Annotated in this window: 11 protein-coding genes; 4 read left to right on the top strand and 7 right to left on the bottom strand. The window is 62.3% G+C overall.

The window, feature by feature from the left end; genetic code table 11:
• Positions 1 to 1557 (bottom strand): tetratricopeptide repeat protein (locus Psi02_RS07605; protein WP_203972753.1); only part of this gene is annotated, 1557 nt, incomplete at its 3' end.
• A 338-nt stretch (positions 1558 to 1895) separates the two neighbouring features.
• Here Psi02_RS07605 and istA point away from each other — a divergent pair.
• From istA to Psi02_RS07590, 3 genes are all read left to right on the top strand, one after another.
• Positions 1896 to 3119 carry an IS21 family transposase gene (istA, locus tag Psi02_RS07600; protein ID WP_203972752.1) on the top strand — a complete coding sequence of 408 codons (1224 nt, stop codon included), beginning with the start codon at positions 1896 to 1898 and terminating at the stop codon, positions 3117 to 3119.
• Complete coding sequence (gene istB, locus Psi02_RS07595; protein WP_203972751.1) at positions 3119 to 3919, top strand: IS21-like element helper ATPase IstB; 801 nt, start codon at positions 3119 to 3121, stop codon at positions 3917 to 3919. The genes istA and istB overlap by 1 nt, the downstream gene beginning before the upstream one ends.
• A gap of 229 nt (positions 3920 to 4148) precedes the next feature.
• A complete protein-coding gene (locus tag Psi02_RS07590) occupies positions 4149 to 5633 on the top strand; it encodes an ISL3 family transposase (protein ID WP_239094692.1) in 1485 nt (494 codons plus the stop codon).
• 874 nt (positions 5634 to 6507) lie between these two features.
• On the opposite strand, the gene Psi02_RS07585 is transcribed toward Psi02_RS07590, so the two are convergent.
• The gene (locus Psi02_RS07585) at positions 6508 to 7548 is read right to left on the bottom strand and encodes a hypothetical protein (protein WP_203972749.1); all 1041 of its coding nucleotides are present in this window, start codon (positions 7546 to 7548) and stop codon (positions 6508 to 6510) included.
• Positions 7549 to 7623: 75 nt separating this feature from the next.
• The gene (locus Psi02_RS07580) at positions 7624 to 8184 is read right to left on the bottom strand and encodes a hypothetical protein (RefSeq protein WP_203972748.1); all 561 of its coding nucleotides are present in this window, start codon (positions 8182 to 8184) and stop codon (positions 7624 to 7626) included.
• A 1169-nt stretch (positions 8185 to 9353) separates the two neighbouring features.
• Here Psi02_RS07580 and Psi02_RS07575 point away from each other — a divergent pair.
• Positions 9354 to 10808 carry a DUF8370 family protein gene (locus Psi02_RS07575; protein ID WP_203972747.1) on the top strand — a complete coding sequence of 485 codons (1455 nt, stop codon included), beginning with the start codon at positions 9354 to 9356 and terminating at the stop codon, positions 10806 to 10808.
• A gap of 679 nt (positions 10809 to 11487) precedes the next feature.
• Here the strand turns inward: Psi02_RS07575 and Psi02_RS07570 are convergent.
• The 4 genes from Psi02_RS07570 to Psi02_RS07555 are packed head-to-tail and all read right to left on the bottom strand — an operon-like array spanning position 11488 to position 16031.
• The gene (locus Psi02_RS07570; protein ID WP_203972746.1) at positions 11488 to 13263 is read right to left on the bottom strand and encodes an AAA family ATPase; all 1776 of its coding nucleotides are present in this window, start codon (positions 13261 to 13263) and stop codon (positions 11488 to 11490) included.
• Positions 13256 to 14656, bottom strand: a complete 1401-nt coding sequence (locus Psi02_RS07565) for a hypothetical protein (protein ID WP_203972745.1) — start codon at positions 14654 to 14656, stop codon at positions 13256 to 13258. The genes Psi02_RS07570 and Psi02_RS07565 overlap by 8 nt, the downstream gene beginning before the upstream one ends.
• A complete protein-coding gene (locus Psi02_RS07560) occupies positions 14653 to 15651 on the bottom strand; it encodes a hypothetical protein (RefSeq protein ID WP_203972744.1) in 999 nt (332 codons plus the stop codon). Before Psi02_RS07560 ends, Psi02_RS07565 begins: the two co-directional genes overlap by 4 nt.
• Positions 15648 to 16031 (bottom strand): hypothetical protein, encoded by a 384-nt coding sequence (locus tag Psi02_RS07555; protein ID WP_203972743.1) that lies wholly within the window; start codon positions 16029 to 16031, stop codon positions 15648 to 15650. The genes Psi02_RS07560 and Psi02_RS07555 overlap by 4 nt, the downstream gene beginning before the upstream one ends.
• Positions 16032 to 16362 lie beyond the last annotated feature (331 nt).

Raw genomic sequence — 16362 nt, 5'->3', positions numbered from 1 at the left:
AGCGGCCAGCTCTCGGTAGATGGTGATGGCCTCCTCGGCCGGTGGCAGGGCGTCGGTGGGGCGGCCCAGATGGGAGAACAAGACGCCGAGGTTGTGCAAGGAGCTGGCGAGGTCGGGGCGGTAGCGGTCGGGGTAGGTGGCGACCAGCTCTCGCCGGATGGTGACGGCCTCCTGGGTCCGGGGCAGGGCGTCGGTGGGGCGGCCCAGCTCAACAAACCGGACGCTGAGATTGTGCAGGGCGGTGGCGAGGTCGGGGCGGTAGCGGTCGGGGTAGGTAGCGGCCAGTTCTCGCCGGATGGTGACGGCCTCCTCGGCCAGGGGCAGAGCCTCGGCGTGACGGCCCAGCTCCCCCAGGTGAACTTCCAGACCAGCAAGCCAGTGCGCCCGCTCTGCGGGATCGGCGTCGGGTTGGACGCTGTCCGCCAGTCGCCTCGTCAGCAACGCGTTCGCCTCCGCCCACATGTCGGACGGGTAGGGCAACGCCTGATACAACGCCGCCAGCGTTTCGCGCGCGGCCGGGACCGAGCCGACCTCGCCCACCACCATTGGCAGCAGCCGTTCTAGTATTCCCGCCGCCGCGACATGGTCCTGAGCGGCCCGAGCCAAGGTGACCAGCGCCTGCCGTCGCTGCCGTTCCTCCACTCCCGCCAGCCAGGCATCTAGCAACTCCGGGGCATTGTTGAGAACACGGGTGACGTGCAATTCGGCCAGCCGGTCCGGACGCAATCGCCCCAGCCACTCATGCCCCTCATCCGGTGGATATAGCTCCCGCAGCCATACCGCGACCCGAGCCGCGTCCATCGACGCCGGACGGCCTGGCACCCGCGCTACTACCGCCGTCGCCAGGCCTTCATCGGAGGCTCCCAACAACGTGCCGGCCGCGACCAGTCGCTCCACCGTCACCGGGGCCAGCCCACTCCCACCGCCGAGCATCCCCCACGCCCGCGCGCTCTGTAGCCAGAACCGCTGCTCATGACCGAGTAACTCCTCCAGCACATCCCCCACCTGCACCCGTACCTGGCCACCGTTGCTTGCCGCCGCATGTAGGACGGCCACCAAGGCGGCCGCGTGCAGATCCAACATCCGAGGACGCTCTCCGCCGAACTCCACCCTCACCTCGTCCGGAGATGCGACGCCTACCCGCTTGGCGAAGTGTGGTATGGCCCGCGCCACTTCACCATCTGGCGAGTCGATGCCTTCGTCCGGGCCGAGTTCGATGCCTTGGCCGGCTTCGGCGATCATTCCCCGCACTCGCACCGAACCGCCACCGAGCCGCTGCCACCACTCTCCGGCGCTGCGGGCTAGCAACAGCACACGGGTGTCGCGCCCGCCGTCGGCGGCGACCTCCTCCAGCAAAGACGCGAGCTCTGTGCGGGTCTCGGCGTAGTCCACCACGATCAGCACCTGGCGCCGGTGAGCGGCTCTCCACCGCGGTAAAGCATCACTCTCGGCGTCGTCGCGGACCTCGATGACCCCCCACGACGGGCCAAGCTGTACGCCCAGCTCGACGGCAAGGCGGGACTTGCCCACCCCGCCTGGCCCAACTAGTAGCCGCACAGGCTCGGTCCCCGGTGCGCGGCACCACGTCAACAGTTCAGCCAGCTGACGTTCACGGCCATGAAACGGGACCACCTGCTGGGAAGGATGCAGTAGTTGAGCCACGCCTCCTGCGGGGAGCAGTTCGGCGACCTCCTCAGCGCGTTCCCACGCCTCGTGTCGCTGCTTCCAGTGCTCCCATAGTGTCGGCGCGAACGCACCCAGGGTGCCACCGATCGCGATTCCCGCGGCGGTCACCAACGGCTTGCCATCCGCTAGAGCACCCGCGACTGTCGACGACGGGTGAAAACTGACCCCCTGGCGGCGGGTGAATAGTGACCCCCTTCAGTCTCTGGAGGGTGATCAGTGTGGAGGACTGGGCAGAGATCCGCCGGTTGTACCGGGCTGAGGCGATGCCGATCAAGGCGATCGCGCGGCGGTTGGGGATCTCGAAGAACACCGTGAAGCGGGCGCTGGCGGCGCCGGAGCCGCCGAAGTACGTTCGGGCGGGTCGAGGGTCGATCGTGGATGCGGTGGAGCCGCAGATTCGGGCGGTGTTGAGGGACTTCCCCGACATGCCCGCGACGGTGATCGCCGAGCGGATCGGCTGGACACGGTCGATCACGGTGTTGAAGGAGCGGGTTCGTGTTCTGCGTCCGCAGTACCGGCCGGCGGATCCGGCGTCGCGGACCAGCTACCAGGCTGGAGAGTTGGCGCAGTGTGATCTGTGGTTCCCGCCGGTGAAGGTACCGGTCGGGGCCGGGCATTCGGCCAGCCCGCCGGTGCTGGTCATGGTGTCGGGCTACTCGCGCTGGCTGATGGCGCGGATGCTGCCCTCGCGGACGGCAGGCGATCTGTTCGCCGGGCATTGGGCGTTGCTGGCCCAACTGGGGGCGACGCCCAAAACGCTGGTGTGGGACAACGAGTCGGCGATCGGCCAATGGAGGTCCGGGCGGCCGCAGCTGACCAGTGACGCGGAGACCTTCCGCGGCATGCTGGGCATCGGGATCCTGCAGTGCAAGCCCGGCGACCCAGAAGCCAAAGGCCTGGTCGAGCGGGCCAACGGCTACCTGGAAACCTCGTTCCTGCCGGGACGGGCCTTCGTCTCACCGCAGGACTTCAACGCGCAGTTGGCCGACTGGCTGGGGCGGGCGAATCGGCGTCATCACCGGCGGATCGAGTGCCGGCCTGTTGATCGGCTGCAAGCCGACCTGGCTGCGATGGTCGCCCTGCCACCGGTGCCACCCGCGCTGGGCTGGCGCACCTCGACCCGGCTGGCACGCGACCACTACGTCCGGATCGCGTCCTGTGATTACTCGGTTCATCCGGCGGTGATCGGCCGCCGGGTCGAGGTGGTCGCGGATCTGGAACAGGTGACGGTGGCCTGCGACGGGCACAAAGTGGCCTGCCACGACCGGTGCTGGGCTCCGCATCAGACCATCACCGATCCCGGTCACGAGCAGGCCGCGACGCTGATGCGTCAGATGCGGCTGCAAACGGCACCTGGTCCCGCCGACACCGAGGTGGAACAACGCAAACTCACCGACTACGACGCCATGTTCGGGATCGAAGGGGTCGCCTGATGACCGCCTCGCCGGCCGGGAGCGGCCGCAACCTCGCGGCCGAGTTGGCCTACCTGACTCGGGTGTTGAAAGCACCGTCGCTGGCCGCGGCTGTTACCCGGCTCGCTGACCGGGCCCGCGATGAGTCCTGGACGCATGAGGAGTTCCTGGCCGCCTGCCTGCAACGTGAGGTCGCCGCCCGTGAATCTCACGGCGGCGAGGCTCGCATCCGCGCCGCCCGCTTCCCCGCCCGCAAAGCCCTCGAAGACTTCGACTATGACCACCAACGGTCGTTGAAACGCGAGGTCATCGCCCATCTGGGCACCCTGGACTTCGTCACCGCCAAAGACAACGTGGTCTTCCTCGGCCCACCCGGAACCGGCAAGACCCACCTGTCGATCGGGCTCGGCATCCGCGCCTGCCAGGCCGGGCACCGGGTCGCTTTCGCCACCGCCGCCCAATGGGTCGCCCGCCTGGCCGACGCCCACACCAGCGGAAGACTCCAAGACGAACTCACCAAGCTGTCGCGCATCCCAGTCCTGGTCGTCGACGAGGTCGGCTACATCCCCTTCGAACCCGAAGCGGCGAACCTGTTCTTCCAGCTGGTCTCCAGCCGCTACGAACGCGCCAGCCTGATCGTCACCAGCAACAAACCGTTCGGCCGCTGGGGCGAGGTCTTCGGCGACGACGTCGTGGCCGCCGCCATGATCGACCGGCTCGTCCACCACGCCGAAGTCATCAGCATGAAAGGAGACAGCTACCGGCTGAAGAACCGCGACCTCGGCCGCGTCCCCGCGGCCAACCACAGCAACGACCAGTAACGATCAAGCACACCAGGGGGTCAACTTTCAGCCGGCGACAAGGGGTCAGAATTCAGGTTCTGGCGCGGTTTCTGTGGATCTGGTGACCGTCCGTGTGCTGTTTCTGTGATCATGGCCCCCGTGCAGTTCTAACGATCTTGACGTGGTGTTCCCGCACCTGCGGTTCATCCATATAGACCGCTTCGAGCGGACCGCTGGTGGTCTGCGGATCTGGGGTCGTGCCCGTGAGATGACGGCGACGTGTACGGCTTGTGGCGCCGTATCTGGCCGGGTTCATGGCCGCTACGAGCGTCGGGTGGATGACTTGGCCATCAGCGGCCGACCGGTGGTGATCCGGCTGCAGGTCCGCCGCTTCGTTTGTGTCAACACCGCGTGCAGGCGAAAGACCTTTGTCGAGCAGGTCCCAGGGCTGACCCGCAGGTATGGGCGGCGGAGCCTTCCCCTGGCCGAGGTTCTCACCGCGATCGCGCTGGCGCTGGCCGGTCGTGCGGGGGCCCGCCTGGCCGATGCCCTCGGCGTAGTGACCAGTCGCAGCACGCTGCTGCGCCTCATCCGCGCGCTCCCTGAACCACATCAGGGGAATCCGACCGTCGTGGGAATTGATGACTTCGCCTTACGCCGCCGACGGGTCTACGGCACTGTCCTGATCGATATGGTCACCCATCGGCCGATCGAGGTGCTCGTCGGCCGCGATGCCAAGACCGTGAGCGAGTGGCTGGCCGCGCACCCGCAGGTGGAGGTCGTGTGCCGTGATCGCGCCTCGGCCTATGCCGAGGCGGTCACCACTGCCGCGCCCCAGGCCATCCAGGTCGCCGACCGCTGGCACCTGTGGCACAACCTCGTCGAGGCGGTGGACAAGTGCGTGGTCCAACACCGCGCTTGCCTGCGCCAGCCGAGTGAGGGTGACCATGGCGGAGCCCTCCCGCAGCTGGGACCTGCCCCGGAAATCGAGACGAACCCTGAGGTGGCAACAGGTCTGAACACGCGTATCCAAGAGCGATACACCGCTGTGCAAGAGCTGGTTGCACAGGGCCACAGCATCAGAGGGATCATGCGGGAGCTCGGACTCGCTCGTGGCACCGTCCGACGCTACGCCCGCCCCGCCAACGTCGAGGAGCTTCTAACGTCGGCCGCCAGGCCGAGCAACCTCGATGACTTCAAGCTTTATCTTCATGAGCGGTTCGCTGCCGGCACCACGCGTCCGATTCATCTGTTCGCGGAGCTTCAAGCTCAGGGCTACACCGGCAGCTACCCCAATATTCGCGACTATGTCCGCCGCCTCCGCCGCTGGGCACAAAGACATCCGGCGACCGCCCCACCCCCCGCCGTTCACCATGTAGTCGGATGGATCACCCGACACCCCGCCAACCTGGAGGAAGAGCACGCCCGCGGACTCGCGCAGATCCTCGATCGCTGTCCTGAGCTGGCCCAACCCACCGCGCACGTCCGCGCGTTCGCCGTCATGATGAGCGAACGGCACGGCGACCAACTTCACAAGTGGCTCACCAGCGCCCGAGCAAGCGATCTGCCAGGGCTCAACTCCTTCATCCGAGGCGTCGAACGCGACCAAGCCGCGGTGACTGCCGGGCTAACTCACGCGTGGAGCTCCGGACCCGTCGAAGGCCACGTCAACCGCATCAAGATGATCAAACGTCAGATGTTCGGCCGCGCCAACTTCGACCTACTCCGCAAGAGGATCCTGCTCACACCCTGACCCACCATCACCCAGAGCAATGACCTCACAGAAACCGCGCCAGAACCAGAATTCAGCCGTCGTTGACAGCGACACCGCCCGCGAACGCCAATCCCACCACAAACAGCAAACGAGGCCACAAGGTCATGACCCATGTGTAAGTCAGCCGGGGAAGGTATGGCGTGGGCTGTTATCCAATCGCAAGGCTACCCGCCGTCGGCGGAGGCGAATGAATCACACGAGTCGAATCAGCTAACCGGCTGACACGTGACGGTTTGCAAGAGGAGCAGTCGAGATCACACCTGCGCTAGAAGAGCACTGGACAGTACCCACCCGTGTCGGGCACCGGTCGCCCTACCCTCGTTCGCATCGGAGAGGTCAGGGCACATCGAGGGCACATGAGCATCAGAAACAGCGAAGATCCACGAAAGACACTGCAAGCTGAAATCTTGGACTGACCAGCATGTTCCTATGTCTGCCCTGGTCAGGGCGCAAGCTTCTGCGCTACATCAACAAGCGCAGGCTATACAGCAGCGGAGTGCAGCAACGAGGCCACACAGCTCTGCCACCGGCCCGGGTGCCGCTTCGCGGTGGGATGACGGTGCATGGGGCGATCAGGAGTTATCCGCTGCTGGCGGTGTCGTTGAGAAATCGCTCCAGTCCTCGGTGGCACACTGCCCACCCAACGTCGTCGCTTTCCGCATCCTCCAGCACGAGACTGGCGACAATGGGCTCGTTGCGTGGGGGAGTGCCATGCGCGCTACAGCCGCCATGTGCAGCAGTCCCGCCCTGGTCGTTATACCAACGTAGAGGTTGGGGATCGAGCCTCTCGCGAAGATGTAGTGCCATGACTCGACGCTACGAGACGGGGCCCGTTGGGGGGCCACTTTGCTGGTCAGCTGGACATGCGGCCTGTGCTGCGCAAGACCAGAGCTATGACTGAGCTGAGTCGCAGAAAGAGATAGTCGATGGCGGCGTCAGTGGGGAGTTCCTCCTGATCGTGCTCATGGTGTCGAATGGTGAACTTGTTGCCGATGGTCGACAGTGCTTTGAACTCAGTATCCAGTAGTTCACGGAAGGACTCCGAACCGGATGCGGCACGCGTGATCAGCTGGCTAGCGGATGACTTCTTGAGTGTGCCTCCGCCGAGTTCCAGGGTCTTGAGCCGCTCGAAAGCGTCCCAAAGCTTTTCAAGAGCATCACGTCGGTCCGCTGAGTTTCTGGATAGAAAACGGGCCATTGCGTCATCAAGCTTGCCGTCGAGCTGCTGGTCGCCCGTTCTGGGTGTGAATGCGCTGATTAGTGAACGCCCCTCAGGTGGCCCGAGCCGACGGACCCGTAGATCGTCACCCAGAGTGAAAGCGATCCCGTTCCTGGCAAATAAGCGGTCGATGTCCTTCCGAAACCTGGCCCGCCCGGGGGTTAGCTCCGTATTAGCTAGCGGATCAGAGTAAGTGTTAAAAGAGTAGTGAGTATGCGGGAAGTCCCAATTGTGCGAGGTGCTACCAGTGGGCTGGTCAATGTACAACGCGACGAAGTCGACCAGATCCAGTGAGGTGACTGTGTCCGGCACCCTACGGGGATCGAGCGGATTTGCAGTCACCACCGAGGACGCAGGTCCGGAAGTGTCGAAGTCAAGGTATTGCATCGAACCCATACCTTGCTCCGTGTCCGGGTCTTCGGGGGGTTCGAATAGCTGGGGGATGTGGCCTCTGAGGGCATCGAAGAACATCTCTTCATCGCTGCCAGTGATGGTGCTGCGGCCAGTGGGGTCGCCTGGACAGTCGTATTTCGGAAAAACGCGAGCAAAAGAAGCGTCGTTGATCCGCTGGCGGATCAGGGAGGTCAAGCCCGCCCACGCTTCGGCCGTGACTTCCTCGTTCGTGCGTGGTCTGGCCAGCCCGACTCGGTCGGAGTAGAAGGTGTCGTCAGACATGAGCTTTACCTTGGCAGGGCTGACGTAAATTGCCAACAGGGTTTGCCGGCAAAGTGGAAGAATCCCCTGGTCGTGTCAGCGCTCCGAAGCTGGCGGTATGTCTTGCATCGCGGCGGCGATCAACCGATTCACCTCGCCCCATGCACGTATCTGTGCAGGCATACGCCAGAAGAACCATGGAGGGGCTGCGTCCATCACCGCAGCCATAGGTTTGATCAGACTCTGGATGGTCGCGGCTTTTTCAGCACGTGTACGTGTAGACATCATGACGGTGTATAGGCACAGCACGTACTGGATGACCAGATCACGAGCCTTCCACACGTAAGGGCCAGCGTATCGGCCGATGTTGTCGACCATCTGCTGAATCTGTTCCCAAAGCCTTTGGTATTGTCGTGTCTGCTCATCTCTCAGAGCTTGGTATGCAGCCGGCTTCATGTCTAAAGACAGCTCGATCGTGAGTATGCTGGTCGCGACGGACATGCTTATGAGCGCTGCCTTGAGCTCTCTGCGGCCACGGAGGAGTTCTAGGATTCGCTCTTTACGCGCTTCAAGCCGTGGCTTAGCGAAATACTCCACTGATAGCGCGACGATAAGTGCAGTAATCGCCGAAGTGGTTACTGTGTCCCAATTAATCACTGGTCATCACCTTGGGCTGCGTAGTTTACTCACTGGCGTCTATTTACAGAGTCCAGCAGATGCGGCAGTCTCTGAACCACCCCAATGATTTCCCTCGCGCCAGACGCTCGCGATGTCCAGTCCTTGTAAGAGTTCGACGCAGGCGTCGCCGATGTCCTCATTGAAGACTGCAAGCATCTTCACCTTTTCCGCGCGGCCCGGGTAGAGGAAATGTCGGTACGACAGCAGTTGGCCGATAATTCCCGGGTAGCACTGACCGCGTCACCGCGGCGGACCATCTTGACCTCGATGAGCCACGCGTCACCGTCCGGATCGAATACGGAGATCCAGGGCACGAAGGCTGCGGCCCCTTTTCCACCGCTACCGACGGGAAGGTAGCCGGCGGGGGAGCCATCGGTGGAATTCTCTGCCAGCTTGTCGCAGGAGTTGCTGAGCTTCGCTCGACATCCCTAGCGAACGATCGTAGGTCTCGCCGATTCGGTCGATGAGCCACCGCAGCTCCATCTAGCACACTCCTCATCCTGGGGGTGAACGCAACTTTACGAGGATCCACCGACAGTTTGATCACTACCGTGCACCTGTCACATTGCAGTACCTACTAAGGCGACTGAACGTCTGATCGCGGTTCAGCCCACGCGACTCGTTCCTGATGCTGGGCGCGTGGAAGGCGTAGTTCTTGTTCTGGTCCAGGTTGAGCGGCAGATCCAATCGGTTGATCAGCCCCAGACTCGACGAGCCAGGGTTAGGGATGGAGTAGCCAGCACACGCGGAGATTGTCGGCTACCGAGGCCGACAGTTCCCGAGCGGTGAACCGGGGTTCGAGGGGGCGGGGTATCGGTGGCGGCCTTGCGGCGCCGATGGTTGCGGACGCAGTAACGAGCAACCAGATTTTCGACAGGGAAGCCTTTCCCCGCGCGGATGGGGAGACACCGGTCCTCCTGCAGGTCACAAGCACGTGAAATTAGAACTCGGCCCTATAGGTCAACTCCTCCGCTACTGCAGTCAAGACGGGATCCACCGCCCCAGACCTCACCTGGCTCTCGGCTGATGGTCTTATTGGAGTGCCAGCCGCATGCCTGGCTGCAGCATTGATTTGGAAGGTGGGACTAGCGCACACCCTTACACGCGCCTACTGTGATCGTGAGGGCAGAGAGGGGTTGATCTCACCTATGTATTTCAGTGAAGCCTTCGGTATCGAGGACCCGGAAGAGTATGAATGGTTCGACCCGCTCCTTGAGTGTGACACGCTCCTTTTCGTGGATCCTTTTCTGATCTTCTCGTCGGAGGATGAACGATGGCGTGAGGCTCATGCGAAGATAATTAAGCATTTCCACGACACATTCGCCCTCCTCGCTAGGTCGGGGTTGAAACCTAAGCATCAGCTATTCCAGCGTGCCTGGACTCAAATGCTTTTTCCGGAGCCCAAAGAGTTCCGACTGGGTTTCGGCTCGGATAGCGCGGATGGTTCGGGCGCGGGTGAAGGGTTAGCAACAAGCATTATCGAGGCCATGTGCGAGGCAATAAAGCGCGGGCTAGAGGATATCGAACATTTTGAAGAATTGGGCATTCTGGTTAAAGGCATAAACAAGGATCGCATATCTGATATAACCTGCAATGTGTTGAAGCCGGAATTTATCGACTATACGCAACATGCATGCCATTCATTAGGTGTTCCGTTGGAGGTGTCGAGAGTTGAGCACGGTCGTTACGATGAATTCAGGCGGCGATGGGTCGAGGCTGAGGTGCTATTGCCTAAGGATCCGAGGACTGGAAAGCCGATAATATTGGTCCCGAAGAAGTTCTTGGCGGAACTGCCGAAGCTTAGCTCGGGAAATTGGGCGAAGCATTTGGATACATCGCTTAGGGACGATCTTAATCTAGATATTTCGACGAATGTTAATAAGGACGACATCGTCGCTGCTGCGCGGCGTGCTCCTAACCGTCTTCGCGAGTGGATCAGGTTAATGGAGCAAGCTGGTGCGGAACCGTACGACGTCGACGGCGATCCGAAGCTCTTGGTTAAATGGCAGAAGGTGGCGTCTTCTGCGGTAGCCCAATCGGATCTAGAAGATATCTCCATTAATTCTGGCGACGACCTTCTGGAGTTCGCTCACAAAGCTGTGGAAAAATTCCGTCATTGGATCGAGGACAAGGGGGGCTGGCGTGCCTTTTGGGGCGACGTTGCCGAAAAGATAACCGTGCCAGAGCCTATTATGCAGCTCATCTTCCTAGGTGTCCTAGATGATTTCTGCCGCTATGCAGGAGTAAGGTTAGACCGAGAGGTTGAAACTGGCCGGGGTCCAGTCGATTTCACCTTTACGGGTAGTGAGCGACTGCGAGTTCTTTTGGAAATGAAGAAGCTAACCCATGGCAAATTCTGGAATGGACTACAAGTCCAGACTCCTCTCTATATGAAGGGGCAGGATGTGCAGCACGCAATTTTCCTTGTAATAAGAGACTCGGAAACCGCTCCGATGCGGGAGCGTTGGCGGAAGTTGGAGGCGGAGGCAGAATTGCTCCGCGAAAAAACTGGCCTAACCATTGAAGTGGCCCGGATTGATGCATTACCGAAGAAGCCGGCCAGTAAGGAGACAGAGTTGCGAGACGACGGCCGGCAGCCTTAACGGTTCGTCGTCCCTACGAGGAAGCATTTGCGGTGCGTTTGAAGCGTGCAGTACACCCTCAGGCGACGTATAGAGCTCGGGATTGATCCCCAGGGAAGTGCATGGCCCGCGTTCAACGCGTTCGCCGGCGACTGCGGCAGCCAGTTGAGTGAGGTCCTGCGAGTCAGCGAGAAGTCAGCAAGACGGCTGACACTGGATCGCACTAGAGATCACCCATAAGCGTTGTGAGCCGCGGCAGGAGGTCTAGTCGGCAGCCATTGACACTCCTGATCAAGACCTTCGGGTATTCACACCGAAGACATCGATGGCGGGGACCGTGCGCACAACCGGCCGGCATCGCTGATGTGCCACCAAGCGTGATGCGGGTCAAAGATCGGACCCCAGAAGACGTCACGAGGTCTGCTCTCAGGAGCTCAGAGGAGCTCACGCACCCGCCGGATGAATAGCGCCACCACGTGGGCTACCGCTTTGCCCATACCATTGCAAGGTCACCTGCAGAGTGCGTTTGAGTGGATGCGGGGACTGCATGATCGCTTCATTGCGCTGTGTCAGTAGGTAGAACTCAGCGGATGTGGGCGGGCGGTTACTCTTGAGGGTGTTGCAGGCTTTGTGCGCTGGGGCGAGATTGAACCGCGTCGGGTTTCATGGAGACTCGGCCGAAATCATCTATTGATGGTATTCAGCCCGCCTGGCGTACGTCTAGGAGTTTGACCTTGTGTCGGTCCCGAGCTTGTAGGTGGCGCGCGAGCGGCTCCTCGTAGGTGGTCACTACTACCTGCCTTAGCGGACCTTCCCCGCTGGTGACGCGGGACAGAAGGCTTGCCACCTTCCGACGGACATCTGGGTCGAGATGCTCCAGAGGCTCGTCAAACCAGCAGAAGTCAGCCGTCGTGGCCATCTGTGCAACAAGGAGCCGCAAAAGGATGGTCGCGCCCATACTTTCGCCGGTGCTGAACGAGTCATAGGGCAGTGAGTGCCCGTTGACTGTCCTCGTGATGTTTCCATCTGAGTACGTTGTGAGGTCTCCACGGGCGGGGAACAACGCCTTCCAACGCTGGTCCACCTCTATCGCGAGCGGGCGAATCGTCTCGTCGAGCAGCTCCGTGAGCGTCGCCTCGGTTGCCTCAACAGCTACCCTGAGGCTCGCCTCTTGCCTGAACAACGACTCGAGCTCAAGCATCGACTCGTCAGCCGCGCGAGCTTCGTCGAGTTCTCGTGTCGCTTGGACATGGGATGCGCGAGCCTCCACTAGCGTGCCGAGTGCGACCTCGGCCATCGCAGCGAGTTGAGCAGCGGCGACGGGCGGGTCATCGTCAGCGAAGGGAGCCTGGGGCGGCTCCCCAGGCTGCGAGATTCGTCGCCACTCAGCCTGGGAGGCCTTAACGCGTTCGCGCTGAGCGAGAAGATCGGTCTCGGCTGTCCTGAGTTCGAGGATTGCGTTGCGGATAGCAGAGAGATCTTGCATGTTGGCCTCGTGGGCCAAGGCGAGTGTCGCGTCGTCGAGTGGTCGCCGGCAGACTGGGCAGTCGTCATGCGCCGCATCGAGGCGCTGTTCGTTGGCCGTCAGGGCCGCATCTTTGGTGACGTTGACCGCGACCTCGACACGGATGGTCTCGATCCGCTGATCCAGGTCGGCCAGTCGTTCGTCGAGCAGTCTCTCGACGCTGTCGACGTCGACGGGTCGGCCGAGGTCGGGAGAGACCCGCACAGCCAGCCTCTCGACGGCTTCGGTCCAGGTTGAGTGGCGGTCCTGCCACTTTTGCATGTCAGCCTTGAGGCGCTCCCGCTCCCGTGCCCTATCGACCCTGTCTCGCAGGGCCTTGTGCTCTGTAGCGGCCTCCTCGACGCGGCGTGCTGTTTGTTCCACCTCGTTTTGCAGCTGGGTGAGCCGTTGGGAGCTCGTGGAGTTTGTAGCCTTGATCTGCTTGATGCGGGCTTCGTTAGACTTCCGTTTGGTCTTGAGCTGGTTGACCGCATTCCTGAGGCCGTCGATTCCGTAGTATCGGCCCAGGTGGTCTTCGAGGCCGAGCTCCGAGGGCTTGTCACGGTCTCGGTCGACGGCGGGCATCGTTAGACCCGCCAGAAATCCCGGCTCGGTTCCATAGGCGCTGATCAGGTGCTGGTTGAGCTCCTCGTGAGGCACGAGCGCCCCGTCGAGACGGACCACCGGAGGCCGGCGGGCACTGCGGGGTTTTCCTGCGAGCGTTCTTTCGACAGTGAGGATCCGTAGGTCAGGAAGTTCGATCTCGATAATGGCGACGGCGGTGGCGGCGCCGGCGCGTACTGCGGCGTAGCCACCTGAAGCAACCGTCCCAAAGAGCGCCCACCGTGCAGCTTCGACCAGCGAGGTCTTTCCCACACCATTCGATGCGACCACGAACGTCGTTCCAGTCTCAAATTCGACGGTGACGTCCTCATAATTGCGCCAGTTCCTCAGCGTCAGTCGCCTAATCATTGCGTGTCTCCAAGGCGAGCTCGGCCAAAGCGTCGTCTATGGCTTCCTGGTTGGCAACAGCGACGACGAACCTCGCCACTCGCTCGTCGAGTTTGTCGGGAAGGCTGCCCCAAGCGGTCCGCTTCGCAATCTGGTGCGCCCGTTTCGCTTCGGCGGTGATCTGTGCGATGGACATGCTCGCGTGCCTTGCGGCGATCTGATGGAGGCCAGCCCTTGCGATACGGCCGCTTGCCCGCTCCGTGACCTCCCATGCGGGCATGGCACCTTCAAGGTGCTTGCATAGGGTATCGACAAGTCCGAGGCCCTCCAGGGTCACGGTTGGTCCCGTTTGTGCACCACCGGGGAGCACCAACGCACTGCGCATGTGCGCTGTCGTGAAGAGCAGGGTCGGCCAGTCGTCATGTGGGATGGCCATAGCAACGGCGTCGGCGTCCTTTTCGATGAGGGTCAATTGCTGACACGCCGCAGCGACGACTCTGATTTCCGGGAACGCAGTAAGGCTCCCCCCGCTGAGGGCCGCGACGAGAACGGCGGTATCCAGATACACAACCTTTAGAAGGCTTGTGGCCTGTACTTGTTCGTCGACCGTGACCCTATGCGGGTGGAGGTCACAAATCTGCGCACCCCTTAGTCGTTCGCCAAGGTCAGCCTTGATCTGGTCGAGCCCGTCTGGTGAGCTGTTCGCGGTCGGCTCGCTCGTGCTCTGTTTGGTATCCGCGCCGATGCCATCTTGGGTATCGAGCCACGCGCTCGGGGCGAGCTCTGCGAGTAGATCGCGCAGCGCCTGTCGGTATTCGAGCCGCTGGTCGTCGTCATCGTCGATCGGCGGGCCAACCCGAACCTTGCTGGGCCGGCGGCTCTCCCGCATCGCAGTCATCACCTCGGTGACGTCCTCACCGATGTCGAGGATCGCGACGCGGTTGAGGAACGCGCCTGTATGGACATGGGTTCGCAGCGACACCATGGCAGCGGTCTCCGTAGCCAGAGGGGTCGCGTCTGCGCTGAGCACGACGCTTTCCTGATCCGCTAGCTCAACATCGAGCACCAACGGGATAACGTCGGCGATGCCGTCCTCAAAGACCCGTCGGACCCACACCAGCAGAGCTTCGCTTCGTCCGATGCGCCAGATCTCGTTTGGCTGCGGTTCGCCGACTTTGCCCTCTAAGGCAATGGCGGCTAGGGCCTCCGGTAGCGGAGTCGAGGCTTCTATAATCCGCTGGAGGCTATTGGCGCTGGCCGGATCGGGACCTGAGGCGCGCCGGATGCGCGCTAGGCGCACGCGGCAGGCGAGGCACTCCTCGAGATGCTCAAGTGTCGGGGCCGCTGTTACACAGTCAGGATCGTGCTGAGCTGCTAGTAGTTCGCTGGACGAGGGATGGACATTTGCGATCATGAGTTGTCACCCCTTTCGTTGCGTACATTAGTTCTAGACGTTGCATCGTCTGTTCCTGTCCGGTTTGCGAGCCAATCGTCGCAAAGGTCGCACAGGACGGTTGCGGTGCTATCCGGGTCGTCGTCATCAGCGAGCTCATCTCCGAGGCGGTCGATGAGTCGCTGGCGGATGAACGCTGCTTGTGTCCTGCCTGTTCCGATCAACCGCGCGAGATCGCGTACGTTCCTGTCCAGGGTCGGGATGATGATGCGTTCCCTGTCGCTGAGGCCGTTGAAGATCTCAACCGCATGGAGCTCGGCGACTGTGCGGGTAGCCGGGTCACCGGTGGTCTGAGCAGGTTCGGACACCCCTTCGCGGATGTCCAGCATCGTGGCATGCGGAGTCTTGCGATGGTCAAGCCGCGCTGTCAGGGCACGGGCGATGTCAACTGCTGTGAGGCTGCCGCCTGCGGCGGTAAGCACGCTGGTCATCAGCCGGACGAAGGACGGCCGATCCGCCAACGGCGCATCGCGGCGCTCACTCGTCCACTTAGGGACGACAACTTCCACCCCAGCGGTTGCCGACATCAGATCGTCCGGGCTTGTCGCACCGGGCGCGGTCGGGCCTCCGGTGAGAGTCCACCGCTCAGGCGGTCCAAGCGTCGCGTGGAATTCGTTCTCGTCGCGCAAGATCTCCTTGACCCGTACGATTAGCTTGCCAAAGTCCGTTCCTCTGGCTATATCGCGCAAGAAGTTCAGGACGGCGGTTTCGAGAAGCCGCTCGAACGAGCGCTCGTCTACCGAGCGGACGGCAATGTCGAGGAGACGTTTACGCCCGCGTTCGTCTTTCACGAAGTCGTGGGCTGTCTCTGTCACGGCGGTCTCGTTCCAGCTGGCTGAGCCCTCGGGCGGCGGGAACCCGTTTCCGGTCGCGACAAGCCAGACCGTCTTGTAGAGGAGTTCGGCTCCTGCCTGCCCGAGTTGGCGGGTGCTGAGGAGCTCTTCGCGTGGGGTCAACTGAATCGCCTCAGCACGTCGGACAGGTAGGGGTCGGGCAAGGTGCCGATGTACTCGACGTTCTGAGGCCTCCACAACTGCTGCTCAACGGACTTCAAGTCGGAGAACACGCCGTCGCGGTCACACTTCAGCGACAGGTCGGCCGGGTGCGCAACGCCGGGAACGTACTTCGACGTCCGGGTGACAATCTGGATCGGGCTGCGTGCTGCCGGATTCGAAGGAACGGTGATGACGACCGCGGGCCGGTCTGCGGCCGGGTCGTAGCCGTAGATGATGGTGCTGACGAGGTACAGCTCCCCAATCTTGGGTAAGAACGGCTCGCCAGGCTCCCCCTTCTTCCGGGGGAGCCACGCGTGTGACCGACCATCGCCGCGCGACATGACTCGTCAACCCTCCTGCCGGGCCGGTTTCGGAGGGCCCTTTCCCCGGTTACTGACGTCGCACCGCACAGATGTGTCCGGCAGATGATCGTTCTGGCGAGGTACAGTTCCCCGACCTTTGGTAAGGGTGGCTCAGCTGACTCCCCGTTCTCCCCGACGACCAGACACGCGACCGACAACCGCAGCGCGACATGTGCTGGCAAGCCTCCTGCGGGGCCGGAATCGGAGAGCGATTCCCCCGTCCTGACGTCGCACCGCACTGGCCTGTCCCCCCGGTTGACAGGGTCTGCGTGCCTATCGGCGCTCTTACGGTAATGCTTAGGTGGACCGG

The organism is Planotetraspora silvatica (genome assembly GCF_016863315.1).
Lineage (GTDB): Bacteria > Actinomycetota > Actinomycetes > Streptosporangiales > Streptosporangiaceae > Planotetraspora > Planotetraspora silvatica.
This window is presented reverse-complemented; position numbering and strand designations above follow the sequence as displayed.

What these genes read in the sequence shown, in the direction of transcription:
- Psi02_RS07555 (WP_203972743.1), bottom strand. Translation starts at nt 16,031, where the DNA reads ATGTCGCGCGGCGATGGTCGGTCACACGCGTGGCTCCCCCGGAAGAAG.
- istB (WP_203972751.1), top strand. Translation starts at nt 3,119, where the DNA reads ATGACCGCCTCGCCGGCCGGGAGCGGCCGCAACCTCGCGGCCGAGTTG.
- Psi02_RS07585 (WP_203972749.1), bottom strand. Translation starts at nt 7,548, where the DNA reads ATGTCTGACGACACCTTCTACTCCGACCGAGTCGGGCTGGCCAGACCA.
- Psi02_RS07575 (WP_203972747.1), top strand. Translation starts at nt 9,354, where the DNA reads ATGTATTTCAGTGAAGCCTTCGGTATCGAGGACCCGGAAGAGTATGAA.
- Psi02_RS07590 (WP_239094692.1), top strand. Translation starts at nt 4,149, where the DNA reads ATGACGGCGACGTGTACGGCTTGTGGCGCCGTATCTGGCCGGGTTCAT.
- Psi02_RS07570 (WP_203972746.1), bottom strand. Translation starts at nt 13,263, where the DNA reads ATGATTAGGCGACTGACGCTGAGGAACTGGCGCAATTATGAGGACGTC.
- Psi02_RS07565 (WP_203972745.1), bottom strand. Translation starts at nt 14,656, where the DNA reads ATGATCGCAAATGTCCATCCCTCGTCCAGCGAACTACTAGCAGCTCAG.